The 21,400-nt window shown below is 61.6% G+C and carries 18 protein-coding genes and 1 pseudogene; 13 read left to right on the top strand and 6 right to left on the bottom strand.

Going from position 1 to position 21,400, the window contains the following annotated elements; translation table 11 throughout:
- Positions 1 to 24: 24 nt before the first annotated feature.
- From JHW44_RS15390 to JHW44_RS15380, 3 genes are all read right to left on the bottom strand, one after another.
- On the bottom strand, positions 25 to 768 hold the full coding sequence (locus JHW44_RS15390; RefSeq protein WP_245847065.1) for a class II aldolase/adducin family protein: 744 nt from the start codon (positions 766 to 768) through the stop codon (positions 25 to 27).
- 8 nt (positions 769 to 776) lie between these two features.
- A complete protein-coding gene (locus tag JHW44_RS15385) occupies positions 777 to 1,748 on the bottom strand; it encodes an NAD(P)-dependent oxidoreductase (protein ID WP_089344243.1) in 972 nt (323 codons plus the stop codon).
- A gap of 191 nt (positions 1,749 to 1,939) precedes the next feature.
- A complete protein-coding gene (locus JHW44_RS15380; protein ID WP_089344242.1) occupies positions 1,940 to 2,962 on the bottom strand; it encodes a LacI family DNA-binding transcriptional regulator in 1,023 nt (340 codons plus the stop codon).
- 124 nt (positions 2,963 to 3,086) lie between these two features.
- On the opposite strand from JHW44_RS15380, the gene JHW44_RS15375 reads away from it, so the two are divergent.
- The 12 genes and pseudogenes from JHW44_RS15375 (at position 3,087) to JHW44_RS15320 (ending at position 17,527) form a co-directional block, all read left to right on the top strand.
- Complete coding sequence (locus JHW44_RS15375; protein ID WP_218822569.1) at positions 3,087 to 3,500, top strand: hypothetical protein; 414 nt, start codon at positions 3,087 to 3,089, stop codon at positions 3,498 to 3,500.
- On the top strand, positions 3,409 to 5,334 hold the full coding sequence (locus JHW44_RS15370; protein WP_218822568.1) for a DUF1989 domain-containing protein: 1,926 nt from the start codon (positions 3,409 to 3,411) through the stop codon (positions 5,332 to 5,334). The genes JHW44_RS15375 and JHW44_RS15370 overlap by 92 nt, the downstream gene beginning before the upstream one ends.
- A gap of 33 nt (positions 5,335 to 5,367) precedes the next feature.
- A complete protein-coding gene (locus JHW44_RS15365; RefSeq protein WP_089344241.1) occupies positions 5,368 to 6,330 on the top strand; it encodes an ABC transporter substrate-binding protein in 963 nt (320 codons plus the stop codon).
- A 69-nt stretch (positions 6,331 to 6,399) separates the two neighbouring features.
- A complete protein-coding gene (locus JHW44_RS15360; RefSeq protein ID WP_089344240.1) occupies positions 6,400 to 7,449 on the top strand; it encodes a quaternary amine ABC transporter ATP-binding protein in 1,050 nt (349 codons plus the stop codon).
- A 9-nt stretch (positions 7,450 to 7,458) separates the two neighbouring features.
- Entirely contained in the window at positions 7,459 to 8,976 is a 1,518-nt protein-coding gene (locus JHW44_RS15355; RefSeq protein ID WP_089344239.1) for an ABC transporter permease, read from the top strand.
- Positions 8,977 to 9,179: 203 nt separating this feature from the next.
- A complete protein-coding gene (locus tag JHW44_RS15350) occupies positions 9,180 to 10,082 on the top strand; it encodes a LysR family transcriptional regulator (protein ID WP_089344417.1) in 903 nt (300 codons plus the stop codon).
- A gap of 132 nt (positions 10,083 to 10,214) precedes the next feature.
- Positions 10,215 to 12,062 (top strand): hydantoinase/oxoprolinase family protein, encoded by a 1,848-nt coding sequence (locus tag JHW44_RS15345; protein WP_245847061.1) that lies wholly within the window; start codon positions 10,215 to 10,217, stop codon positions 12,060 to 12,062.
- 3 nt (positions 12,063 to 12,065) lie between these two features.
- The gene (locus JHW44_RS15340) at positions 12,066 to 13,775 is read left to right on the top strand and encodes a hydantoinase B/oxoprolinase family protein (protein WP_089344238.1); all 1,710 of its coding nucleotides are present in this window, start codon (positions 12,066 to 12,068) and stop codon (positions 13,773 to 13,775) included.
- A complete protein-coding gene (locus tag JHW44_RS15335; RefSeq protein ID WP_089344237.1) occupies positions 13,775 to 14,992 on the top strand; it encodes an NAD(P)/FAD-dependent oxidoreductase in 1,218 nt (405 codons plus the stop codon). Before JHW44_RS15340 ends, JHW44_RS15335 begins: the two co-directional genes overlap by 1 nt.
- Entirely contained in the window at positions 14,992 to 15,765 is a 774-nt protein-coding gene (locus JHW44_RS15330) for an HpcH/HpaI aldolase family protein (RefSeq protein ID WP_089344236.1), read from the top strand. Before JHW44_RS15335 ends, JHW44_RS15330 begins: the two co-directional genes overlap by 1 nt.
- Positions 15,762 to 16,691 (top strand): aminotransferase class I/II-fold pyridoxal phosphate-dependent enzyme, encoded by a 930-nt coding sequence (locus JHW44_RS15325; RefSeq protein WP_089344235.1) that lies wholly within the window; start codon positions 15,762 to 15,764, stop codon positions 16,689 to 16,691. Before JHW44_RS15330 ends, JHW44_RS15325 begins: the two co-directional genes overlap by 4 nt.
- Positions 16,688 to 17,527, top strand: a pseudogene (locus JHW44_RS15320) (NAD-dependent epimerase/dehydratase family protein). The gene JHW44_RS15325 and the pseudogene JHW44_RS15320 overlap by 4 nt, the downstream one beginning before the upstream one ends.
- Positions 17,528 to 17,682: 155 nt before the next feature.
- Here the strand turns inward: JHW44_RS15320 and JHW44_RS15315 are convergent.
- The 3 genes from JHW44_RS15315 to JHW44_RS15305 are packed head-to-tail and all read right to left on the bottom strand — an operon-like array spanning position 17,683 to position 20,800.
- On the bottom strand, positions 17,683 to 19,266 hold the full coding sequence (locus tag JHW44_RS15315) for a tripartite tricarboxylate transporter permease (RefSeq protein WP_089344234.1): 1,584 nt from the start codon (positions 19,264 to 19,266) through the stop codon (positions 17,683 to 17,685).
- Positions 19,263 to 19,820, bottom strand: a complete 558-nt coding sequence (locus tag JHW44_RS15310; RefSeq protein WP_245847059.1) for a hypothetical protein — start codon at positions 19,818 to 19,820, stop codon at positions 19,263 to 19,265. Before JHW44_RS15310 ends, JHW44_RS15315 begins: the two co-directional genes overlap by 4 nt.
- Positions 19,821 to 19,849: 29 nt before the next feature.
- Positions 19,850 to 20,800 carry a tripartite tricarboxylate transporter substrate-binding protein gene (locus JHW44_RS15305; protein WP_089344233.1) on the bottom strand — a complete coding sequence of 317 codons (951 nt, stop codon included), beginning with the start codon at positions 20,798 to 20,800 and terminating at the stop codon, positions 19,850 to 19,852.
- 105 nt (positions 20,801 to 20,905) lie between these two features.
- On the opposite strand from JHW44_RS15305, the gene JHW44_RS15300 reads away from it, so the two are divergent.
- The gene (locus JHW44_RS15300) at positions 20,906 to 21,400 is read left to right on the top strand and encodes a MarR family winged helix-turn-helix transcriptional regulator (protein WP_089344232.1); all 495 of its coding nucleotides are present in this window, start codon (positions 20,906 to 20,908) and stop codon (positions 21,398 to 21,400) included.

Genomic DNA, 21,400 nt, shown 5'->3' with positions numbered 1-21,400 from the left:
CGATATCATCCCGTGCAAAGGGGCCTAGCAGGCGTAATTGTCGTTTTCCTCGTCCAGAATTGCGCGCAGTTCGGCCAGATGGGCCTCGGCCTGACCGGGGTATTCTTCCAGTTCCTGCGCGGTCTTCTCGGCAATGTCGTGAGGAATGATCCGCAGTTTCTGTCCGGTCTGCAGCGCACGGATATAGGTCTCGGCGGCGCGTTCGAAATAGAACAGACGGTTCCAGCTGTCCGCGACGCTATCGCCGATGACCAGCACGCCATGGTTGCCCATGATCATCACCTTCTTCGCGGGGTCGGACAGCAAGTCGGCGCATCGCAACCCTTCTTCTTCGAATGCCAGGCCGCCGAAGGCATCGTCGATGACATAGCGGTCATAGAAGGTTGCCGTGTTCTGGTCGATCGGTGGCAGCCTGCTGTCGGCCAGGCAGGCCAGGACCGTGGACCAGATCGAATGGGTATGCATGACACAACGCGCATGGGGACAGTTGCGATGCACGGCGGCATGCAGGCCCCATGCGGTGGGATCGGGGGCGTTGGGCGCCTGCAGCGCCGCCGGGTCATCGGCGTCCAGCAGCAGCAGGTCCGAAGCCTTGATGCGCGAAAAATGCATCTGGTTCGGGTTGATCAGGAATTCGGTACCACGGTCATTCACCGCCAGGCTGAAATGGTTGGCCACCGCCTCATGCATGCCAAGGCGCGCGGCCCAACGAAAGGTCGCCGCCAGATCGGCGCGTTCGGCCCAATGGGTCAGGTTCCCGCTTGTCATTGCCCCGCTCATCCTGCTGCCATCATGGGTGCGGAAAGCCCGGTCGGGATGACCTCATATCCCGGTTCCTCGGGCTCATCATCGGTCAGTTCTGCGGGGAATCCGGGGGCCCGGATGTCCAGCCCGGTTGCTTCCTCCAGCCGCCGGATGATGTTGGGGGAAAGCTCGCGTTCCCCGAAACGGGCGATGCCGTCGTCAAGGATCTGCACCATCAGCGGGCTGATCTCCAGCGGGACGCCTGTCTGATCGGCGATCTTCTGAAACAATCCTATGTCCTTCTTCACCAGATCCATGGTGAATGAGACATCACGCGAACCGTTCAGGATCAGCTGGCTTTCGGTTTCATGCACGAATGACGTGCCCGAGGAAATCTTCATCGCTTCATAGGTGGTGTTCATGTCGACGCCCGCGGCCTTCATGGTCACCAGTGCTTCGCAGCAGGTCAGCAGATTGGCCGTTGCCAGGTAATTGGTCATCACCTTCAGGACCGAGGCCGTGCCGATCTCGCCGGTATGCAGCACCCGGCGGCCAAGCGTCGTCAATGTCGGCAGCATCCGTTCGAAGGTGGCCCGGTCACAGCCGGCGAAGATCGAGATATTGCCTGTATCCGCACGATGACAGCCGCCCGAGACGGGACATTCCATCGCAGCGCCGCCCCGCGCCTTGATCAGCTCGGCCAGCCGCTTGACCTCGGACTCATCCGTGGTGGACATTTCCATCCAGATCTTCGAACCATCAACGGCAGGCAGCATGCCCTCGACCACCTCGGCCGAGGCCGCGGGCGAGGGCAGGCAGGTGATGACCGCATCGCAATCCTGCATCATCGCAAGGGGGCCGGTCGTCGATTTCGCCCCGCGCTGCACGAATGTCGCCACGAGATCCGCGTCCAGATCATGGACCGTCAGGTCGAAGCCATTGCGCAGCAAACTGCCGGCAAGCTTGCCGCCGACATTGCCAAGTCCGATAAATCCGATCTTCATCTGCCACGCCGCCCTTTTCTTCGCGAATTCGATATTCGCAACAGAATGGGGCTGATCATGAGATCAGTAAAACAACGGCATTTTACCCAATGGGGCGGTTTTGCTGACAGGCGGTTGCAGCATCTTTGCGACAGACCCGCCTTGCCGTGCCAGTTGTCGTTGCCGAGCCACGGGAAAGATGCCGCGACGGCTCAGGTTTCAGGTTCACGGGGCCTTGTCGTCGATCCCCTGACGACAAGGTTGAAATCCAGCAGCAGGCTGGCGGGCTCTTCCTCGGTTTCCACCCAGGATGCAATTGCATCCGCAGCATGTCGACCCATGCGGGACACGGGCAGGTGAATGGTCGTCAGGGCGGGATAGAGGCAGGCTGAATCGGGCAGGTCGTCAATGCCCATGACGGACATTCGCTCTGGCATGGTGATGCCCTGACGCTGCAGTTCGAACATCGCCCCTGCGGCCAGAACATCGGACAGGCAAAGAAGGGCAGTGGCCTGCCGCGCGGATTTCAGGACATGGCGAACCGCCTCGCAGCCGCCGGCCGTTGACAGCGGCACCTCGAGAAACGTCAAATCGCATTCGCCACGCTGCGCGGTCAGCCCCGCGATCCGCGCGCGCGTGCGGTCATTGTTGGCCTTGGGTCCATGCAGAACCGCGATGCGCCGATGCCCGAGTTCCGCCAGATGGGCCAATGCCGCGCAGGCGGCCCTGGCGTTGTCATAGCCGATGGTCGGCAGGGCATAATCCGGATCATAGCAAGAGGTCGCCACCGTCGGCAGGCGCGTTCTCTCGATCAGGCTGTAAAGGTCGGCAGCATGGGATTTGCCCGAGATGATCAACCCTTCTGCACCAATGTCGATCAGCCCCTTGGCCTTGCTGGTTTCGATCTGCGGGTCGCCATCGGTCGTCGCGACGACCAGCGAAAGCCTGCGGCAGGCCAGTTGCCGCTCCAGACCGGCAAGGACGCGGGCGAAGATGTCGTGATCCAACGTCGGGACCAGGGCCCCGACGAAGCGTGTCCGCCCGGAATTGATCGCCCGGGCTGCGGCACTGGGCACCCATTGCAGGCTGCGAATCGCCTCGTCAACACGCTCGCGGGTTTGCTCGGCGACGGTATGGGGGCTGTTCAGAACGCGTGATACCGTGGCAACCGAAACACCGGCAGCGGTCGCGACATCACGTAGGTTCGCGCGTTTCCGATGCCCCGATTTTCCCATTGTTTCCTGCCTGTCAATCGCCTGATGCCAGTCTTGTTGCGCCAGTCCGCTCTAAATATATTGACAGATGTAACTGGTTTCAACAATCATGTAACTAGTTACATTGGCAAGATCGGATCGGTTGATGTCTCGTTACGAAGTGCTGCGCGAATTCGACAACATGGGTTTCAGATCCGCTGGCCGGGCCTTTCCGGGCTTTGCCAAGCGCGGCGAAGCCCTCTTGCACCGGATCGCTCCACGGCAGGGCCTGATGCATGACATGCGCCCCGGCGATCTGCTTTCCCTGTCCTTGACGGCCGGAGTGACGGCCCAGATCGTCGCCTTTGGTCCCGGCGGGCAGCCCGCGTTGGACAGCCTTGGCCTTGCCGCCCATGGCACGCTGCAGATTGCCGATTGCGATGCCGATGCGCTGATCGGCTGGATCGCGGGGCAGGGCGGCACCCCCGGTGATCTTCCGGCCTGTCACGCCTGCTGCGCTGGTCACGGGCGATCTGACGGGACAGGTCCACCTGACATTGCAACCCGCATCCGGAAATGATCCGCTTCTGCCCCCCCTGCTGGGCGATACCCGTGATGAGTTCACCTTGCCGCGCGCCACCGCCATGGCCTATGAGCTGAAAAAGGGCGAATTCCTGCAGATCATCGATGTCGAGGGGCAGCAATGTTCGGATTTCACGGCATTTCGCGCCGATGGCCTGCATCGCGGCGAGGAACTGATGATCGACGGCACCGTGACGCGCTCGATGGTGCGGCGAGCCTATCCGGGGCCGGGATTGCTGGACAAGTTCTATGACCGCGACATGACCCCGCTGCTGAAGGTCGTTCAGGACACCTGCGGACGTCATGACACCTTCGGGCTGGCCTGCACGGCGCGCGGCTATGAGGAGCGCGGCTTCCCGGGGCACGTCAACTGCTCGGACAACATATCCGAAGTTCTGGCACCCTATGGCGTTGCCCGTCGCGCGGCCTGGCCGGCGATCAACTTCTTCTGGAACACCTGGATCGATCCCGGCACGCATCACATCATGACCGAGGAATCCCATTCCCGCCCCGGCGATTACGTTGCCATGCAGGCGATGGAAGATCTGGTCTGTGTTTCGACTGCCTGCCCGGATGACATCGATCCGATCAATGGCTGGAACCCCACCGACGTGCATGTGCGCATCTATCGGCCCGAAACTCCGATCCGCCGTGCCGTGGCCTATCGCGAAAAGGAAGACGCCCCCATGTCCATCAGCCAGAATTCGGCCTTTCACGACCGGCTGGCGCCGCTGACACAGCATTTTGCGCCGGCGCGCGATCTCTGGGTTCCGGTCAGCTTTGCCGCGCAGGGAACGATCGGCGAATATTGGGCCTGCCGCAATGCCGTGACCGTTCAGGACATGAGCGGACTGCGCAAATATGACATCATCGGCCCCGATGCCGAAACGCTGTTGCAGCAGGCGACGACGCGCAATGTCGCGAAGCTGGCCGTCTGGCGCGGTTCTTATACCTTGATGTGCGATGCCGCGGGCACCGTCGTCGATGATGGCACGCTGTTCCGGCTTGGTCCCGATCTGTTCCGCTGGTGCTGCGGATCGGAGGAAAGCGGACGGTTGCTGGAAGCCTTGGCGCAGCAGATGGGTCTGCAGGTCCGCATTCATCATCTGGGCGGCGCGATGCCCAATCTGGCCGTGCAAGGCCCACATTCGCGCGATTTGCTGCGCAAGATCGTCTTTACCCAGCCCACCGTCCCGGCGTTGGACCACCTGAAATGGTTTGGCGTGACGGTCGCACGCCTGCATGATCGCGATGGCGCCCCCTTCATGCTGTCGCGTTCGGGCTATACGGGGGAACTGGGTTATGAAATCTTTTGTGCCAGGGCGGACGCGCTGAAGATCTGGGATGCGGTGATCGAGGCCGGAGAGGAATTCGACATAGCCCCGATGGGCAGCGACGCGCTGTCGATCATCAGGATCGAGGCGGGGCTGGCCGCCGCCGGTGCGGAATTTGCACCCGGCATTGACGCCTTCGAGGCAGGGCTCGGCTTTGCCGTGGACATGTCCAAGCCCGATTTCACCGGCAAGGCGGCGCTGCAGCGCAATGCCGCTGCACCGCGTCGCCTGCTGAAAGGTCTGTTGCTGGACTGCAATGATGTCCCGCATCACGCCAGCCCTGTCCATGACGGAGAACGTCAGGTCGGGGTCGTGACTTCGGCCACGCGCTCACCCATGCTGGGTCATGCGATCGCCATTGCCCGGATTGGCGTCGAACACGCCCAGAACGGGGCACGGCTGGAAATCGGCCAGCTTGATGGTCGCATGAAGCGGCTTGGCGCAACCGTCACCGATATTCCCTTCATAGACCCGCAGCGCAAGCGGGCACGCGCCTGAAGGCGTATTCACCCAACAGAGAGAGGACTTGGAATGACATATCTCAAGGCTTTCACGGCACTGGCGGCACTGTCGCTGGCCACGGCCGCATCCGCGCAGGACACCGTCAAGGTCGGCGAGCCAAGTTGGCCCGGTGCCAAGATCATGAGCCGCGTCATCGCGCAGGTCATCCAGACCCGCCTGGGCGGCGTGACCGAATATGCCCCCGGTGCCAATGCGGTGATATTTGCCGCAATGGATGGCGGGCGCGGCGATATCGACGTGCATCCGGATGTCTGGTTGCCAAATCAGGCCTCCTTCACCGAAGAATATGTCGATCAGAAGGACACAGTGGCCCTGTCAGAAGGCAGTTACCAGGGGCGCTCGGGCTTTTGCGTGCCGACCTATATGGCCGAAGAGCATGGCATGAAATCCGTCTATGACCTTGCGACACCCATGGCACAGGAACTGTTTGACGGCGATGGCGATGGCAAGGGAGAGATCTGGGTCGGTGCTTCGGGCTGGGCCTCGACCAATCTGAACCGCGTGAAGGTGCGCGACTATGGGATCGAGACCTTCCTGGAACCTTCGACCGAGGATGAGGCTGTCTTCTACGCGCGGCTGAAGGATGCCATCGACAACAGGGAAGGTGTGGTCTTCTACTGCTATGCGCCCCATTTCGTGCATGCGCTTTACGACGTGACCTTCATCGAAGAACCGGAATACGATCCGGCGGCCTATCACATGGTTCAGCCCGACGAGGATGCCGACTGGTTCGCGAAATCCTCGATCAGCACCGGCGATCAGGTCAAGACGGTGACCGTGGCCTATTCGAAGTCCCTGGAACAGCGCAATCCGGCGGCCGCGGCCTTTCTGGGCAAGATCGACATGGATGCCGACGACCTGTCACAGCTGACCTATCAGACCGTGATCAAGGGGCAGGAAGTCGATGAAGCCGTCGCGGTCTGGCTGGAAGAAAACAGCGATGTCGTCGACGGCTGGCTGGGTTTGAACTGACCACCGCTGCCCTGGTGCCGCGGCCCCCTGGGGCTGCGGATGGCCAACTATCCAGAAAAAGGAGCTGCCATGGCTGGCGAAATCGCAATTGATGCGCGCGGCGTCTGGAAGGTATTCGGCGCCCGCGCCAAGGAGGCCCTGCAGGCGATCCGGAACGAAGGTCTGAGCAAGGCCGAGGTACGGGACAGGTTTGACTGCGTGGTGGGCGTGGCGGATGCGAATTTCCAGATCCGTCAGGGCGAGCTGTTCTGCGTCATGGGTCTGTCGGGGTCGGGAAAATCGACGCTGGTGCGTCATGTGAACCGCCTACTGGAGCCCACCGACGGCCATATCTTCATCGATGGCGACGATGTGATGGGGTTGAACGATGCCGAACTGCGCGACCTGCGCAATCGTCGCGTCGCGATGGTCTTTCAGAATTTCGGCCTGATGCCGCATCGCACGGTGCGCGACAATGTGGCCATGCCGCTGGAGATACGCGGCACCGGCAAGGCCCGACGTTGGGAAGAGGCCGATCGCGTTCTGGAGATGGTGGATCTTTGCGGCTGGGAGGACAAATACGCCCACGAATTGTCGGGCGGCATGCAGCAGCGCGTCGGCCTTGCCCGCGCGATCGCTTCGGACCCCGAGATCCTGTTGATGGATGAACCCTTCTCGGCGCTGGATCCCCTGATCCGCAAGCAGTTGCAGGATCAGTTCATGGATCTGTCGCGCAAGCTGGGCAAGACGACCATGTTCATCACCCATGATCTGGACGAGGCCATTCGCATCGGGCATCGCATCGCGATCATGAAGGATGGCCGGATCGTCCAGATCGGCACGCCCGAAGAGATCATCCTGAATCCGGCAGATGACTATGTTGCCGATTTCGTGGCCGGAATTTCCAAGCTGAACCTGATCCTGGCGCATTCGGTCATGCAGCCCGTCGCCGAGTTCGAGGCCCTTCATGGCGCGGTCCCGGCAGATGCGAATGCCGCCCGTCCGGACATGGACCTTGGCGATCTGATGAATCTTGCCATCGAGGGACATGGGATCGTCGCGGTCAGGGATGATCACGCGACCGTCGGCGTCATCAACCGCGCGAGCCTGCTTCGCGCCATCCAAAGCAGCCAGGCATGAGGTGAGGTCATGACACAGAACGATCCGACGCAAATCCGTCCGGAAACCGCCGCAGGCCTTGATGAACTCGTGGCGACTTTCACCGGCCGCTCGGTGCCCTATTATCAACGGGCCTTCCGCTACATGCTTCAGGCACCGGGCTATCGTTTCATGCTGAACCGGGCCGCGGGTTTGCTGGGGCCGGTCTGGTTCGGCGCGCGGGGCCTGTGGTCATGGTTCCTTGTCTTCCTGCTGCTGGACACATTCGCCTTCATCCAGATCGGGTTGGGGCTGTTCGGAGATCTTGGCCGCGATGCCCGTATCCGCGCGGAGCAGATCGCCCAGACGCTGGACCTTCGCATGCAGCAGATCGAGGCCGCCAAGGCCTCGGGCGCGGCATCGCTGGAATCGCTGCAACGCGCAGCGGGTTCGCTGCAGGATGCCCTTGCCTCTGCCAATGAGGCGGCCGCCGCAGCCACGGCGGACGGCATGTTCTATCTGGCAGTGGGTCTTGCGCTGCTGCTGGTCATCCGTTTCGGGGCTGCTTCCCTGGCGAATTGGACGCTCGAGGCGCAATTCGTGCGCTGGCGGTCAGATCGCCGCGTTGCAAGCGGCTGGTCTGGCACACGCCTGCTGGTGTCGCTGGGGCTGGCTGCGGCGGTCATCATCCTGTCGGTGATGAAATTCGCGCGACCCGATGCCTTCTCCTTGCTCAACTCCTTTCCGACCAATCGCGACTGGCGACTGAATGTCGGTGACGCGGTGCAGAACGGCTTTGACTGGACCAAGACTGCCGGACGCGGCTTCTTTGACGGGCTGACCCTGGGCATGCGCAGCCTGCTGGACTGGATCGAGGTCGTGCTTGTGGGCACGCCATGGCCTGTCGTCGCGCTGGTCTTCGTGATGCTGGCCTATCTGTCGGGCGGGGCACGGGTGGCGATCTTCACGGGGGCTGCTCTGGCCTATCTCGGCCTGCTGGACTTCTGGGAAAAGGCGATGACCACCATCGCCCTGCTGGGGGCGGCGGCGCTGATCTCGATCACGGTCGGGATTCCGCTGGGAATCTTTTGCGCCCGTCGTCCGACCGCCTTTGCGATCGTGCGGCCGGTTCTGGATTTCATGCAGTCGATGCCCTCTTTCGTCTATCTGATCCCGGTGGTTGCCTTTATCGGCTCGGGCAAGCCTGCGGGCGTCGTTGCCACGATGATCTTCGGCAGCCCTCCGGTCATCCGCTTCACGGTTCTGGGGTTGCAGCAGGTGCCCTCGGCGGTGCGAGAGGCCGCCCTGGCCTTTGGCGCATCGCCACGATACCTGCTGTGGAAGGTCGATCTTCCGCTGGCGCGCAAGACCATCATGGCGGGGGTGAACCAGACGATCCTGCTTTCGCTGGCCATGGTCGTGGTGGCCTCGCTGATCGGCGCCAAGGGGCTGGGCGAGGACGTTCTAGAGGCGCTGCAATATGCCGCCGCGGGGCAGGGCATCCTTGCCGGACTGGCCATCCTATTCTGTGCGCTGATCCTTGATCGGATTGTCGCCGGACGAAAGTGACAACTCGGAAACAGGCGCCGGCGTGATGGTTGCCTGTTTCCAATCCAGGGCGGTTGGCAGGTCGCGAAACCTGCATCCGCTGCGCGACCATCAGATCGCGCCATGCCCTGTCGGAGAATCCGTTCCGCCCCGCCACGCGCTTTGGCTCGGAACCGGGGGTGGCGATTGACAGCCTATCAAGAAAGGTTATTCAATGCCGGATCATGATAAGCAGTCATCTTACCCTGAAGCAGCTGGAGGCGCTTGTTTGCGTCGTCGATATGGGGTCGTTTCGCAAGGCGGCCGCCGTCCTTGGGACAACCCAGCCCAACATATCGAACCGGATATCAAAGCTGGAAGCTGATCTTGGCGGCATCCTGATGCATCGTGACGCGGGTGCGGTCCGGCTGACAGAGCGGGGCAAGACGCTGGTGGCCGCAGCACGGCAGGTTCTGTGGAGCGCAGAGGCCTTTCTGGAGGTCGCGGCACGGCAGGATCTGATCGCGGACAGGATGCGGCTGGGCGTGACGGAACTGATTGCCTGCTCTTGGCTGCATCCCTTCCTGCGGCGGTTCCGCGAAGCCTATCCTTCGGTCTCCGTTGAACTGGAAGTCGGGCTGTCGACGGAAATTTCGAAGAAACTGGCGTCAGGAGAGATCGATCTGGCCCTGCAGCCCGAACCTTTTGCAATTGCGTCAAGCGGTTCGATTCCCCTTGAAACCTGTCGCTATGTATGGGTGGCGGCACCGGATCACGTCCGCGAATGGGGTGAACAGAACGGTTTGGCCGAGATCTTGCGCTCGCCCGTTCTTACCCATGCCAGGCATACGCTGGCGTCGGATGGCCTGGTCAAGCGGGCGGCAAGCCGAAAACTGCCCCTGGACCAGATCGTCTACTCAAGCAGCCTGGCATCCTGCGTCCAGATGGCGGTTGACGGCATGGGGGCGGCACTGTTGCCGGCCGTGCTTGTCAGGGATCAGCTTGACGCAGGATCGCTGGTCGAGATTGGAAGCGATTGGTATCCCGAACCTCTGAAGTTCTTTGCCCGGTTCGACAAGGCCAAGGCCCCCCGCTTTGTCGCGATGGCCGCCGAACTTGCCGTCGACGTGGCGAAGGCTCGCAGATAGATCACAAAAATCTATCACCTATAGAAAATATTAAAATTTGTAGTGATGGATTTTCACAGTCAGATTACCGGTGATGTAATTTGATCCTACCTTCTTGCGCGTTTGCGCCCCTGGCAGTGCGATCATGCAAAAATGCGCGGCAGGGGAAGCGGGGTCACGACCGAGGGTTTCCGTGACGTGATCGAGATGCGCACTGAAAGCCGGTTCGAACAATATGACCTGAACCTGACATTGCCCGAACCGCTGCTGGCACGGCAAATGCGTTTTACCGTGTCCGAGCGGATCAACGCGCGCGGTGAGGTGATGGTCGAACTGGACCGCGCAGAGGTCGAAGCCGTGGTTGACCGCATCGGCAAGGCCGGCTTTGAAAGCGTGGCCGTGGGGCTGATCCATTCGTATCTGAACCCTGTGCATGAACAGATGATCCGCGATGTTCTGGCGGAAAGGCTGCCTGATGTTTCGGTCTCGATTTCCTCGGAAGTCAGCCCCCAGATGCGCGAATACGAGCGGTTCAACACCGTCGTGGCCAATGCCTATATCAAACCCCTCATGGCCTCATACCTGGGCAGGCTGGAAGAGCGACTGCGTGGCGAAGGGGTGGGTTGTCGCATCTTCCTGATGCATTCCGGCGGCGGCATCATCTCTATTGCCAATGCCGCCGATTTCCCGGTGCGGCTGGTGGAAAGCGGCCCGGCGGGCGGCGCGGTCTTTGCGGCCCATATCGCCGCACGCTACGGATTGGACAAGGTGCTGTCCTTCGACATGGGGGGGACGACGGCCAAGATCTGTCTGATCAAGAACCAGACGCCCAAGACCTCTCGCGTGTTCGAGGTCGCGCGGACCTATCGCTTCAAGAAAGGTTCGGGGATGCCCATCTCGATCCCGGTGATCGACATGGTCGAAATCGGCGCGGGTGGCGGCAGTCTGGCCCATGTGGACGCCATGCGACAGATCCGGGTTGGCCCCGAAAGCGCGGGTTCGGAACCCGGCCCGGCCTGTTACGGACGCGGCGGTGAACGTCCCGCGGTGACCGATGCCGACCTGGTTCTGGGCAAGCTGGATCCCGGCAATTTCGCCGGCGGTTCCATCCCGCTGTCGCCCGAGAAATCCAGAACTGCCCTGACCGCCCATGTCGGAGGCACGCTGGAGATGGAACCCGTCGAGGCAGCCTTTGGCGTGGCCGAGGTCGTCGATGAGAACATGGCCAATGCCGCGCGTGTCCATGCCGTCGAAAACGGCGAGGATCTGTCGGAATACACGATGATCGCATTCGGCGGCGCCGCACCGCTGCATGCCGGACGCCTGTGCGAAAAGCTGGGTGTCGAACGGCTGATCGTGCCGCCCGGTGCCGGGGTCGGTTCGGCCATCGGCTTCCTGCGCGCGCCCTTCAGCTTCGAGGCAAACCGTTCTGTCTACATGAAACTCAGCGACTTTGATGTCGATCGCATCAGCAAACTGCTGCGCGAGCTGAAAGACGAGGCCACCGGCTTTGTGCGCACCTGCGACGAGGTCAGCCCGATCCTTGCCGAGTTCAAGGTCTACATGCGCTATTCGGGACAGGGCTGGGAAATTCCCATTTCCCTGACCGAAGAACAGGCCATGGCACCTGATGCCGCGACCTTCCTGGCCCGTTTCGAGGAGGACTATGCAAAGCTGTTCGGCCGCACCGTCGCCGGCATGGATGTCGAAATCACCGTCTGGTCGGTGAATGCAACCACTCCGCCCGAAGAGGTCGCCCGCTCGGTCACCACGGATGGCGCGGCATCCGCCCGTCTGGACCAAACGCGTCAGCTGTTCGATCCGGCCTCGGGGGGCTTTGTCGATGCAAATGTGGTGGCGCGCGCCGGCGTGGGCGAGGGGCAGCGCGTGCCCGGACCTGCGGCCATGACCGAGGACGAAACCACCATCATCATTCCAGCAAGCCGTGATGCAATCCGCCAGCCTGATGGCTGCATCGACATCATCACGAAGGGAGCCTGAACCATGGCCAAGGAACATTCGAAAGTCTCTTATCAGGTGATGTGGAATCGGCTGATCTCGGTTGTCGAGGAACAGGCGCAGGCGCTGGTCCGCACGGCATTTTCGACCTCGGTCCGCGAGGCGGGCGATCTTTCCGCGGGTGTCTATGACATGCATGGCCGGATGCTGGCGCAGGCCGTCACCGGCACGCCCGGACATGTGAACGCCATGGCTGATGCGGTGGCCCATTTCATCCGCCGGATCGGCCGCGACAACATGTTCGAGGGTGATGTCTATATCACCAATGATCCCTGGGAAGGGACCGGCCATCTGCACGACATCACCATGGTCAGCCCCTCGTTCCATAACGGCGCGCTGGTCGGATTCTTTGCCTGTACCGCGCATATCGTCGATATCGGCGGTCGCGGCTTTGGTGCCGATGCCGCAAGCGTCTATGAAGAGGGTCTGTATCTGCCGATCATGAAATTCGCAGAACGCGGCGAGGTGGATGAAACCCTGGTGCGTATCGTGCGGGGCAATGTGCGCGAACCCGACCAGCTGATCGGGGACATGTATGCCCTGGCCACCTGCAACGAGATCGGCCACCGTCGCCTGATCGAGATGATGCAGGAATTCCAGCTGGACGATCTGGACGGGATTGCGCGGTTCATTCTGGACAATTCCCGCCGGGCGACCCTGGAACGTATCGCGGCGCTGCCGCAAGAATCGGCCACCGGCGAAATGACCGTGGACGGGTTCGATGTGCCGATCACGCTGAAGGTCAAGGTCACGGTGCACGAAGACCGCATCGTCTCGGACTTCACGGGGTCATCCGGGCTGGACAAGAAAGGCATCAACTGCCCGCTGGTCTATGCCAAGGCCTATGCCTGCTATGCGCTCAAGGTCGCCATTGCGCCGGAAATTCCGAACAACCACGCCTCGCTGCTGCCCTTCGAGATAGAGGCGCCCGAAAATACCATCGTGAATGCATTGCATCCGGCACCCGTCGCATTGCGTCATATCGTCGGGCATTTCGTACCGGACACGGTTTACAATGCCTTTGACAAGATCGTTCCCGGACTTGTGCCGGCCGAGGGGGCAGGCTGCCTGTGCAATTTCCAGGTCTCGCTGCGGCCCCGGACCGATGCGCCGGCCCCGGCCCATGCGCGCCGTTCCGAGGTGCTGACCTTCAATTCGGGTGGTTCAGGTGCGCGGCCCCAGTTTGACGGGTTGAACGCGACGGCATTCCCCTCGGGCGTGATGACCATGCCCATCGAGGCCACCGAACATGCCGGTCCGGTGATCATCTGGCGCAAGGAATTGCGCCCCGATTCAGGCGGTGCCGGCAAGACACGCGGCGGTCTGGGACAGTTCATGGAGGTCGGCGCCATGGAAGGGCATGAATTCGACATTCAGGCCATGTTCGATCGCAGTGAACATCCGGCGCGGGGCAGCCGTGGCGGAATGGATGGCGCCCCGACGACAATCGCCCAGGACGACGGCACGCCGATGCGCGTCAAGGGCAAGCAGTTCGTCCCGCATGGTCGCCGCGTGGTCATGGCTTTCCCGGGCGGGGCCGGCTACGGCGATCCGGCCCTGCGCGACAAGGCTGCGGTGCGTCGCGACCTTGCCCGCGGATATATTTCCGCTGAAACCGCACGACAGATCTATGGGTTGTCGGCAGACGACATCAACGCCGTCGAAGCGGCGATCCAGAACGGGGAGGACGTATAATGGACCTGAAGACAATGGCGCCCGAGCGGACATCCTATGATGTCATCATCGTCGGCGGAGCGATCATGGGCGCTTCGGCGGCATGGTTCCTCAGCGACAACAAGGATTTCGATGGCCGCGTGCTGGTGGTCGAACGCGATCCTTCATATGAAAACTGCTCGACGGCGCATACCAACAGCTGCATGCGGCAGCAATTCTCGACCGAACTGAACGTCAGGATCAGCCAGTTTGCCGCGGATTTCGTCAAGAATATCCGCAGCTACATGGGGGGCGATGAACGGGTGCCCGAACTGTCGATCCGTTCCTTCGGCTATATGTATCTTGCCGACAATGAAGGCTTTGCCGATGTCCTGCGCGCCAGCCAGAAGGTTCAGCTGGCCGCCGGTGCGGCGACCCAACTGATGACCGCAGCCGAGATCGCGGCCGCCTATCCCTTCTACAATGTCGATGACATCGTGCTTGGCTCGATCAATCTTGTGGACGAGGGTTATTGGGACGGTGGCGCGGTCTTTGACTGGTGGCGTCGCCAGTCGCGCGAGCGCGGGGTTGAATACGTCCAGAACGAGGTCGTCGGCATCAACCGCAATGCCGCAGGCGACCGTGTCGAAAGCGTGACGCTGAAATCTGGCGAGGTCATCACCTGCGGGCAGTTGGTCAATGCCTCGGGGCCGCGTGCCGCGGCTACGGCGCGCATGGCGGGAATCGATGTTCCGGTCGAACCGCGCAAACGCTATCCTTGGATCTTCAAGGCCGACAAGCCGCTGGATCGTGATCTGCCGCTGACCATTGATCCTTCGGGCGTGCATGTGCGCGAAAACGGTGGTGGCACATATCAATGCGGGGGGCATTCCGACATCGATCCGGCGGTGGATTACGATGACTATGCCATGGACTTTTCGCTTTGGGAAAACCACGTCTGGCCCATTCTGGCCACGCGCATTCCCCAGTTCGAAGCGGTCAAGGTGCAATCGGAATGGGCAGGGCATTACGCCTATAACACCTTTGATCACAACGCGATCCTTGGCCCGCATCCCGAACTGCCGAACTTTGTTTTCCTGAACGGTTTTTCGGGACACGGGCTGCAGCAATCCCCGGCCATGGGGCGCGGTGTGGCGGAATGGTTGACCTATGGCGAATATCGCTCGCTTGACCTGTCGCCCTTTGCCTATGACCGCATTCCGGCAAACCGGCCCATCATCGAGAAGGCCGTGATCTGATGCTGCTGGCAGAAAACGGTTTCGTCAGGGCGTTGCGCAAAGGCGACAAGCAGATTGGCCTGTGGATCAGCCTTGCCAACAACTTTGCCGCCGAGGTGGTCGCGCCGGCCGGATATGACTGGGCGCTGATCGACATGGAGCACAGCCCGAACGACTATTTCAGCGTTCTGGGCCAGTTGCAGGCGTTCTCGAGCTATTCGACGGTGCCGATCGTGCGGGTCGAATGGAATGATGCGGTGGCGGTCAAACGTCTGCTGGATCTTGGCGCACCCGGCCTGTTGTTTCCAATGATCCAGTCGGTCGAAGAGGCACGGCGCGCCGTGGCCGCCACCCGCTATCCGCCCCATGGCCTGCGCGGGGTGTCGGGGTCGACCCGTGCGACAAAATTCGGCCGCGTCACGGACTATGCTGCCCGGATACACGAGGAAACGGCCGTCCTGCTGCAGGTCGAAACCCGCGACGCGGTCGAACAGGCCGAGGCGATTGCCGATGTCGAAGGTGTTTCGGGGATTTTCTTCGGCCCCGCCGATATTGCCGCGGACATGGGCAGATTGGGTCAGGCCATGGCACCCGAGGTCTGGGACCTGATCATGCCCGTGGCCAAGCGCTTGATCGAAAGGGGCGTTCCGGTCGGAACATTGGTTCTGGACCCGGCATTTGCCGCCCGGCTTTTGAACGAGGGTTTCACCTTCGTCGCCTGCGGCACCGATACGGCGATCCTGTCCAGGGGCTCTGACCAGTTGCTGTCGCAGGTGCAAGAGGCGCTGGCATGACCCATGCAGCAACACGGCTGGCCGCGGTCAAGCCTTCGGCCTCGGCATGGATCAGTCAGGCGGCCAGGGCAGCCAGAGCGCGCGGCGAGGACGTGATCGATCTGGGTCTGGGCGAACCTGATTTCGACACGCCGGAGCATATCATCGAGGCCGCCCATGCCGCTGCCAGGGCAGGAGAGACGCGATACCCTCCGACGGATGGGACCGCGCGCCTGAAGGCCGCGATCATCGCCAAATTCGCGCATGAGAACGCGCTGACCTATACGCCCGATCAGGTCATTGTCTCCAACGGTGCCAAGCAGGTCATTTTCAATGCGATTATGGCCACTCTGGAGCCGGGGGACGAGGTAATCCTGCCTGCGCCTTATTTCGGGCAGTACAAGGATATCGTCCTGATCCTTGGTGGCGTGCCGGTGGCGGTGCCCTGTCCGGCGGCGGATGGCTTTCGCCTGACAGCCGCGCGGCTCGAGGCCGCGATGACCAAGGTGCAAAGCCAGATCAGCTCGGGGGCCTGCGCGATTGCTCAGGCGGCTGCTGCGGCTGCGCTGGAAGGTCCTCAGGATGAGGTGCGCCGATTCTGCAAGGCGTTCGAGGCGCGTCGTGATCTGGTCGTGGCCAGGGTCGCGGATATTCCCGGCCTGACGCTGGATCCGCCCGGCGGCGCCTTTTATGCCTTTATCGGCTGCGCCGGGTTGATCGGTGCAAGCACGCCGGATGGCAGGCGCATCGAGAGTGACGCAGATGTGACGGCATGGCTGCTGAAGGCCGGGGGCATCGCCGCCGTACCCGGCAGCGCCTATGAGCTGTCACCGTTTTTCCGCATTTCCACAGCCGCATCCGAAGCGGTTCTGGCCACGGCAATGGACCGGATCGAGGCGGCGGTTGCCCAGCTTGTGCGGACCGAAGAAACAGGAGACCAGGAATGAAGAAACTTGTTTTGACGGGCGCCGCGGGCCGCCTTGGATCCTACCTGCGCGAGCCATTGACCAAGCTGTGTGACGAGCTTGTGTCGACGGATTTGGCCGGGGACATCGGCAAGACCTATCCCGGCGAACGCTATGTGTAGGCGGATCTTCAGGATCTGGATGCCATGGTGGATCTGCTCGCCGGCGCGGATATGGTGGTTCATTTCGGCGCCATCGGAGATGAGGCACCTTTTGAAACGCTTTTGGGTCCGAATTTCATCGGTGCCTACAACATCTGGGAGGCGGCTTATCGCAACGGGCTGCGCCGGGTCGTCTATGCCTCGTCGATCCATGCGGTCGGCATGCACAAGAAGACCGACTTCATCGGCATCGATGCGCCCCACAGGCCGGACACCTTCTATGGGCTGGCCAAATGCTTTGCCGAAGATCTGGCCAGCCTCTATTGGGACAAGCGCGGGCTGGAATCGGTCTGCATGCGGATCCTGTCCTGTGCGCAGGTGTCGAACCCGCGGGCAGTGGGTACATGGCTCAGCTATGATGACCTGATCCAGCTTGTGACCCGCGCGATCGATACGCCGGTTACCGGGTTTTCCGTGGTCTATGGCGTTTCGAACAACGATCGGGCGCCGGTCGACAACGCCAAGGCAAGCCATCTGGGCTATCGCCCCAAGGATAACGCCGAAGAATTCGCCAAGGAAATCTTTGCCGAGGCAGGACCGCTTGACCTGAATGATCCCGGCAATCTGCACCATGGCGGGCCTTTCGCGGCGGTTCCCCTTGGCAACAGCGGCCTGGCAAAGCTGAACCTGAAAGCCGACGATACCGGAAAGAAGTAGCGCCGGACATAAGCAGGGCGGAGCAGAATGGCCCGCCCTGAAAACACTGTCGACCACCAGACAACCGGGCATGTTCCGGCAACGCTTGACGCGGTGGGCATTTGCGCCCGCAGGGTGACGCCGTCACCGGATACCGACGGATTGCGGTTCCCTGATCATTTCGCCGCCCGCGCGAAGAAGATGACCGAGGCCACGGCGGCCAGGATGAATATCGTCGAGGTCGGGCTGTTGAACAGGAAGAACGGATCTCCACCGGTGGCGGCAAAGGCCTCGCGCGCGGTTTGTTCAAGAGGGCTGGCCAGAACAAGCGCGATGACGAAGGGCAGGACGGGAATATTGCAGCGTCGGAACACATAGCCGACGATCCCGAAGGCAAAGGCGACCCAGAGCGCGAACAGACTGGTATCCTGCACATAGATCGCCGTCATGGTGACAAGCAGCACGACCGGCAAGAGATACTGCAAGGGTATTCTGGCCAGTATTCCCATAGCGCGCATGAACCTGCCGCCAATGACCCAGTTCAGGATATTGCCGATGGACATCAGGGTGAAGATGCCGAAAGCGATCACCAGCTCGGGGTTGATCTGGGCCGTGTCAAAGCGGAAGACCTGCGGTCCCGGATTGAAACCGCCAATGCTGTCTGCGGCAAGGATCAGAAAGACCGCGGCGGCATTGCCCGGAATGCCAAGGGAAAGCACCGGGATCAGATTGGCACCTGATACGGCTGAATTGGCGGCCTCGGTCGCGGCAATGCCCTCGGGGGCGCCCGCTCCGAAGACGGCATCCCCCGGCTTCATGCGTTTCGCATGGTAATTCTTGCCGATCGTATAGCCCAGGGTTGCCGCAAGGGCGGAGCCCACGCCCGGCAAGGCGCCAATGACCGAACCCACGACCGAAGAGCGCAGGACATGGGGCAGGATGCGCCTCACGTCGCCCTTTTCCAGCCCGTCCACGACAGAATCCGGCAGGCTCTCATCGATCCGGGCCTTCTTTCTGTGGATCCACAGATCCTCAAGCGAGGTCAGGGTCTCTCCGATGATGAGAACGCCGAGAATTGCACCCACGACGGAAAATCCCCGCGACAGCTCGTCAATGCCGAATGTCATCCGGGGCGACAGCGCCTGTCCGGTGCCGACGAAGGCGGCGATCAGCCCAAGGCTGACCGACAGCAACCCCTTGCCGACCGAGCCGCCGATCACCGCCGCAATGAAAGAGATCGACAGGATCAGCAGCGCGGCCTTTTCGGGAAGGTCCAGGTAGGCCTCGACCACGACGGCCAGAAAGGGCGCGCAGACAAACAGCACGATGTCCGAAAACGTATCGCCCGACACCGAGGACAACTGGGCGATACGCAGGGCGCGGCGTGGCTGTCCTGCCCGCGCCATCGGATGGCCGTCAAAGGTGGTCATCAGCGAATCCGGCGTTCCGGGCATGTTGAACAGGATCGCCGGAACCGCCCCGCCGACGGTCGAACCCTTCATGATGCCGATCAGAAAGCCAAAGACCGGCAGCAGGGCGTCCGGGGTGAAGCCAAAGAAGGACAAAAGGATCGGCAGCGAAATCGCCATGGCCATCGGTCCTGCCAGCCCCGGCGTCGCGCCGACCGCGATCCCCGTGAACAGCCCGGCGGCGACCATCACCGGCGCGGCAGGAATGCCCATGCCCATGACGGTAAACAGCGGTGTTCCGGTGAAAACGGCCAGTATGCCAAGCCAAACATATTGGAGGATATCGGTCATACATCACCATTCGGGGGAAGAAGCAGGTCCGAGAAAGGCAGGTCGAAGACAAGGATCAGGCCCAGAACGGTCAGCGCGCCGACCAGAACAGCCTTTGCCGTGAACCGTCCCTCGACCAGCGAAATCAACGAGGCTACCATGAACGTCCCGCCCGTTGCGAACCCCAGGTGTTTCCATGGGAAGGTTGCGCGCAATTCACGATAGCTGTGGCCGACATCGCCGAGAAAGCCGGCAATCGTCACCGCCAGTGGTCCCGTCCAGCGCATCAGCAGCAGCGAGACCGCGAAGAGGATCACCAGCACCGCAAGAAAGCCTGTGCTGCGGCCCATGCCCTCAAGGGTCTGGTCGCTACGTTCGAACAGCAGCATGAGGCCCGATACTGCCATGATGACGAAGGCTGCCGTCGGGGCCAGGGCATCCCCGATCTGCGTGCGGCCGCGCAGCCGGACCATCAGCCCGGTGGCGCTGTCATTGGGCAGCCACAGTGAAATCGCCAGCGCCGCCAGTATCACTGCGCCCAGCCCAAGGACGACATGTGCTTTGATGGGTTTCAACTTAACTCTCCTGCGGCAAAGCTAAGTGATCAGTTCGAAGCATCCGTCAGCAGGGCCTCGGCCTCTTCGTAAAGCCGGGCCAATACGGCTTCCAACTCGCTGCCGGTGATGACATCGGGGCCGCCAAAGCTCTTGACCGCCAGCGCATGGGCCTGAGTGGAAGGATCTGTCATGACATCGGCAATGGCATTACCAAGCGCCTTGCGCGCCGCCGGGTCCAGATCGGGCGGGGCGACGAACATGAAATATCCGTCAAGGTCGTATTTGCTGCCCAGATCAGTGATTTCAGGCGCATCGGGCGATTGCGCCATTACATGACCCGAGGCATTCGCGATATCGACCATTTCACCCTGTATCACGGGTTTGACCTGATTGCCCGCAACCCATCCGATATCGATGTCATGTCCGCGCAGACCGCTCATGATGTCGGCACCGCCTGCAACCTGAACCAGATTGAAGTCAATGCCGTTGTTCTTGCCCAGCAGATAGGCGACATCCGCCCAACGTTCCGTCGCGACGCCGAAGCGGATCGGCTCTCCGGCGGCGGCGGCCTCGGTGACCTTTTCCCATGAGTCGAACTTTCCGTCCTTCATGGCGACCAGACCGGTCTGAAAGGCGCCCGTGGTCGCCAGAGGCGTGAAATGATCTGCCGCAAGCGAGGGCTCGCCCATGGCCAGCGGACTGTAGGTCAGCGTTTCGGTGACGATCATGCCGATCGCCGTCCCGTCATTGGGCTGGGATGCCAGTTCCTTGGTCAGCGTCATTCCGCTGTTGCCCAGCACCTGTTCGGGAAGGATCGTCCAGCCGTATTTTTCTTCGATGGCCTGGGCCACCAGTCGCGCCTGACTGTCGGCACCGCCGCCAGCCGAAAAGCCGATCATCAGCTTGATCGGTCCCGGCGGGGTCCAGTCCTGCGCATGCAGCGCGGCAGGCGCGACACAGGCCACGGAAACGGCAAGAAGTTTGAATGCGAACATCATTTGGTCCTCCCTCACTCGAAGGCTTGAAAGATAAAGGTAGACTTGTCAACCAAAAAAGGTTGACTTGTCCACCAAGCTGCGCAAAGGTCAGCCCCAGGAGGAGGCATGACAAACGATCAGCATCACGATGAGGCGGGCGGGATTGACCTGGAACTCTTCCTGCCTTTCCAGATTTCTCAACTGAGTTCCAAGCTGGACGCGCAGGCACGGATGATCATGGCGCGCCATGGCAATCTGTCCCTTCCCCAGTGGCGCATCCTGCGGATCGTCGCGATGGGCATCGCCTGCAACTCGACTGCGGTGCGCAAAAGCGCGGGCATCGACAAGGGGCAGTTCAGCAAGACGGTAAATGCGCTTGTTTCTCAGGGTTACATCCGCATCTCGCAATGGCCCGATGATCAGCGTCAGTTCCGGATCGAACTGACCGACAAGGGCAAGGAGCATCACGCCCGGATCGCGCCGGACCTTGACCAGAGGCAACGCCATCTCTTCGCGGCGCTGACGCCACAACAGCGCAAGATGATATTCCCCACCATCCACGCGCTGGCACAGGCCGCGCAGAGCATCGAATTTCTAGACAACCCTGACGATACGGATTGA

The sequence above is a fragment of the Paracoccus seriniphilus genome (assembly GCF_028553745.1).
Taxonomy (GTDB): domain Bacteria; phylum Pseudomonadota; class Alphaproteobacteria; order Rhodobacterales; family Rhodobacteraceae; genus Paracoccus; species Paracoccus seriniphilus.
This window is presented reverse-complemented; position numbering and strand designations above follow the sequence as displayed.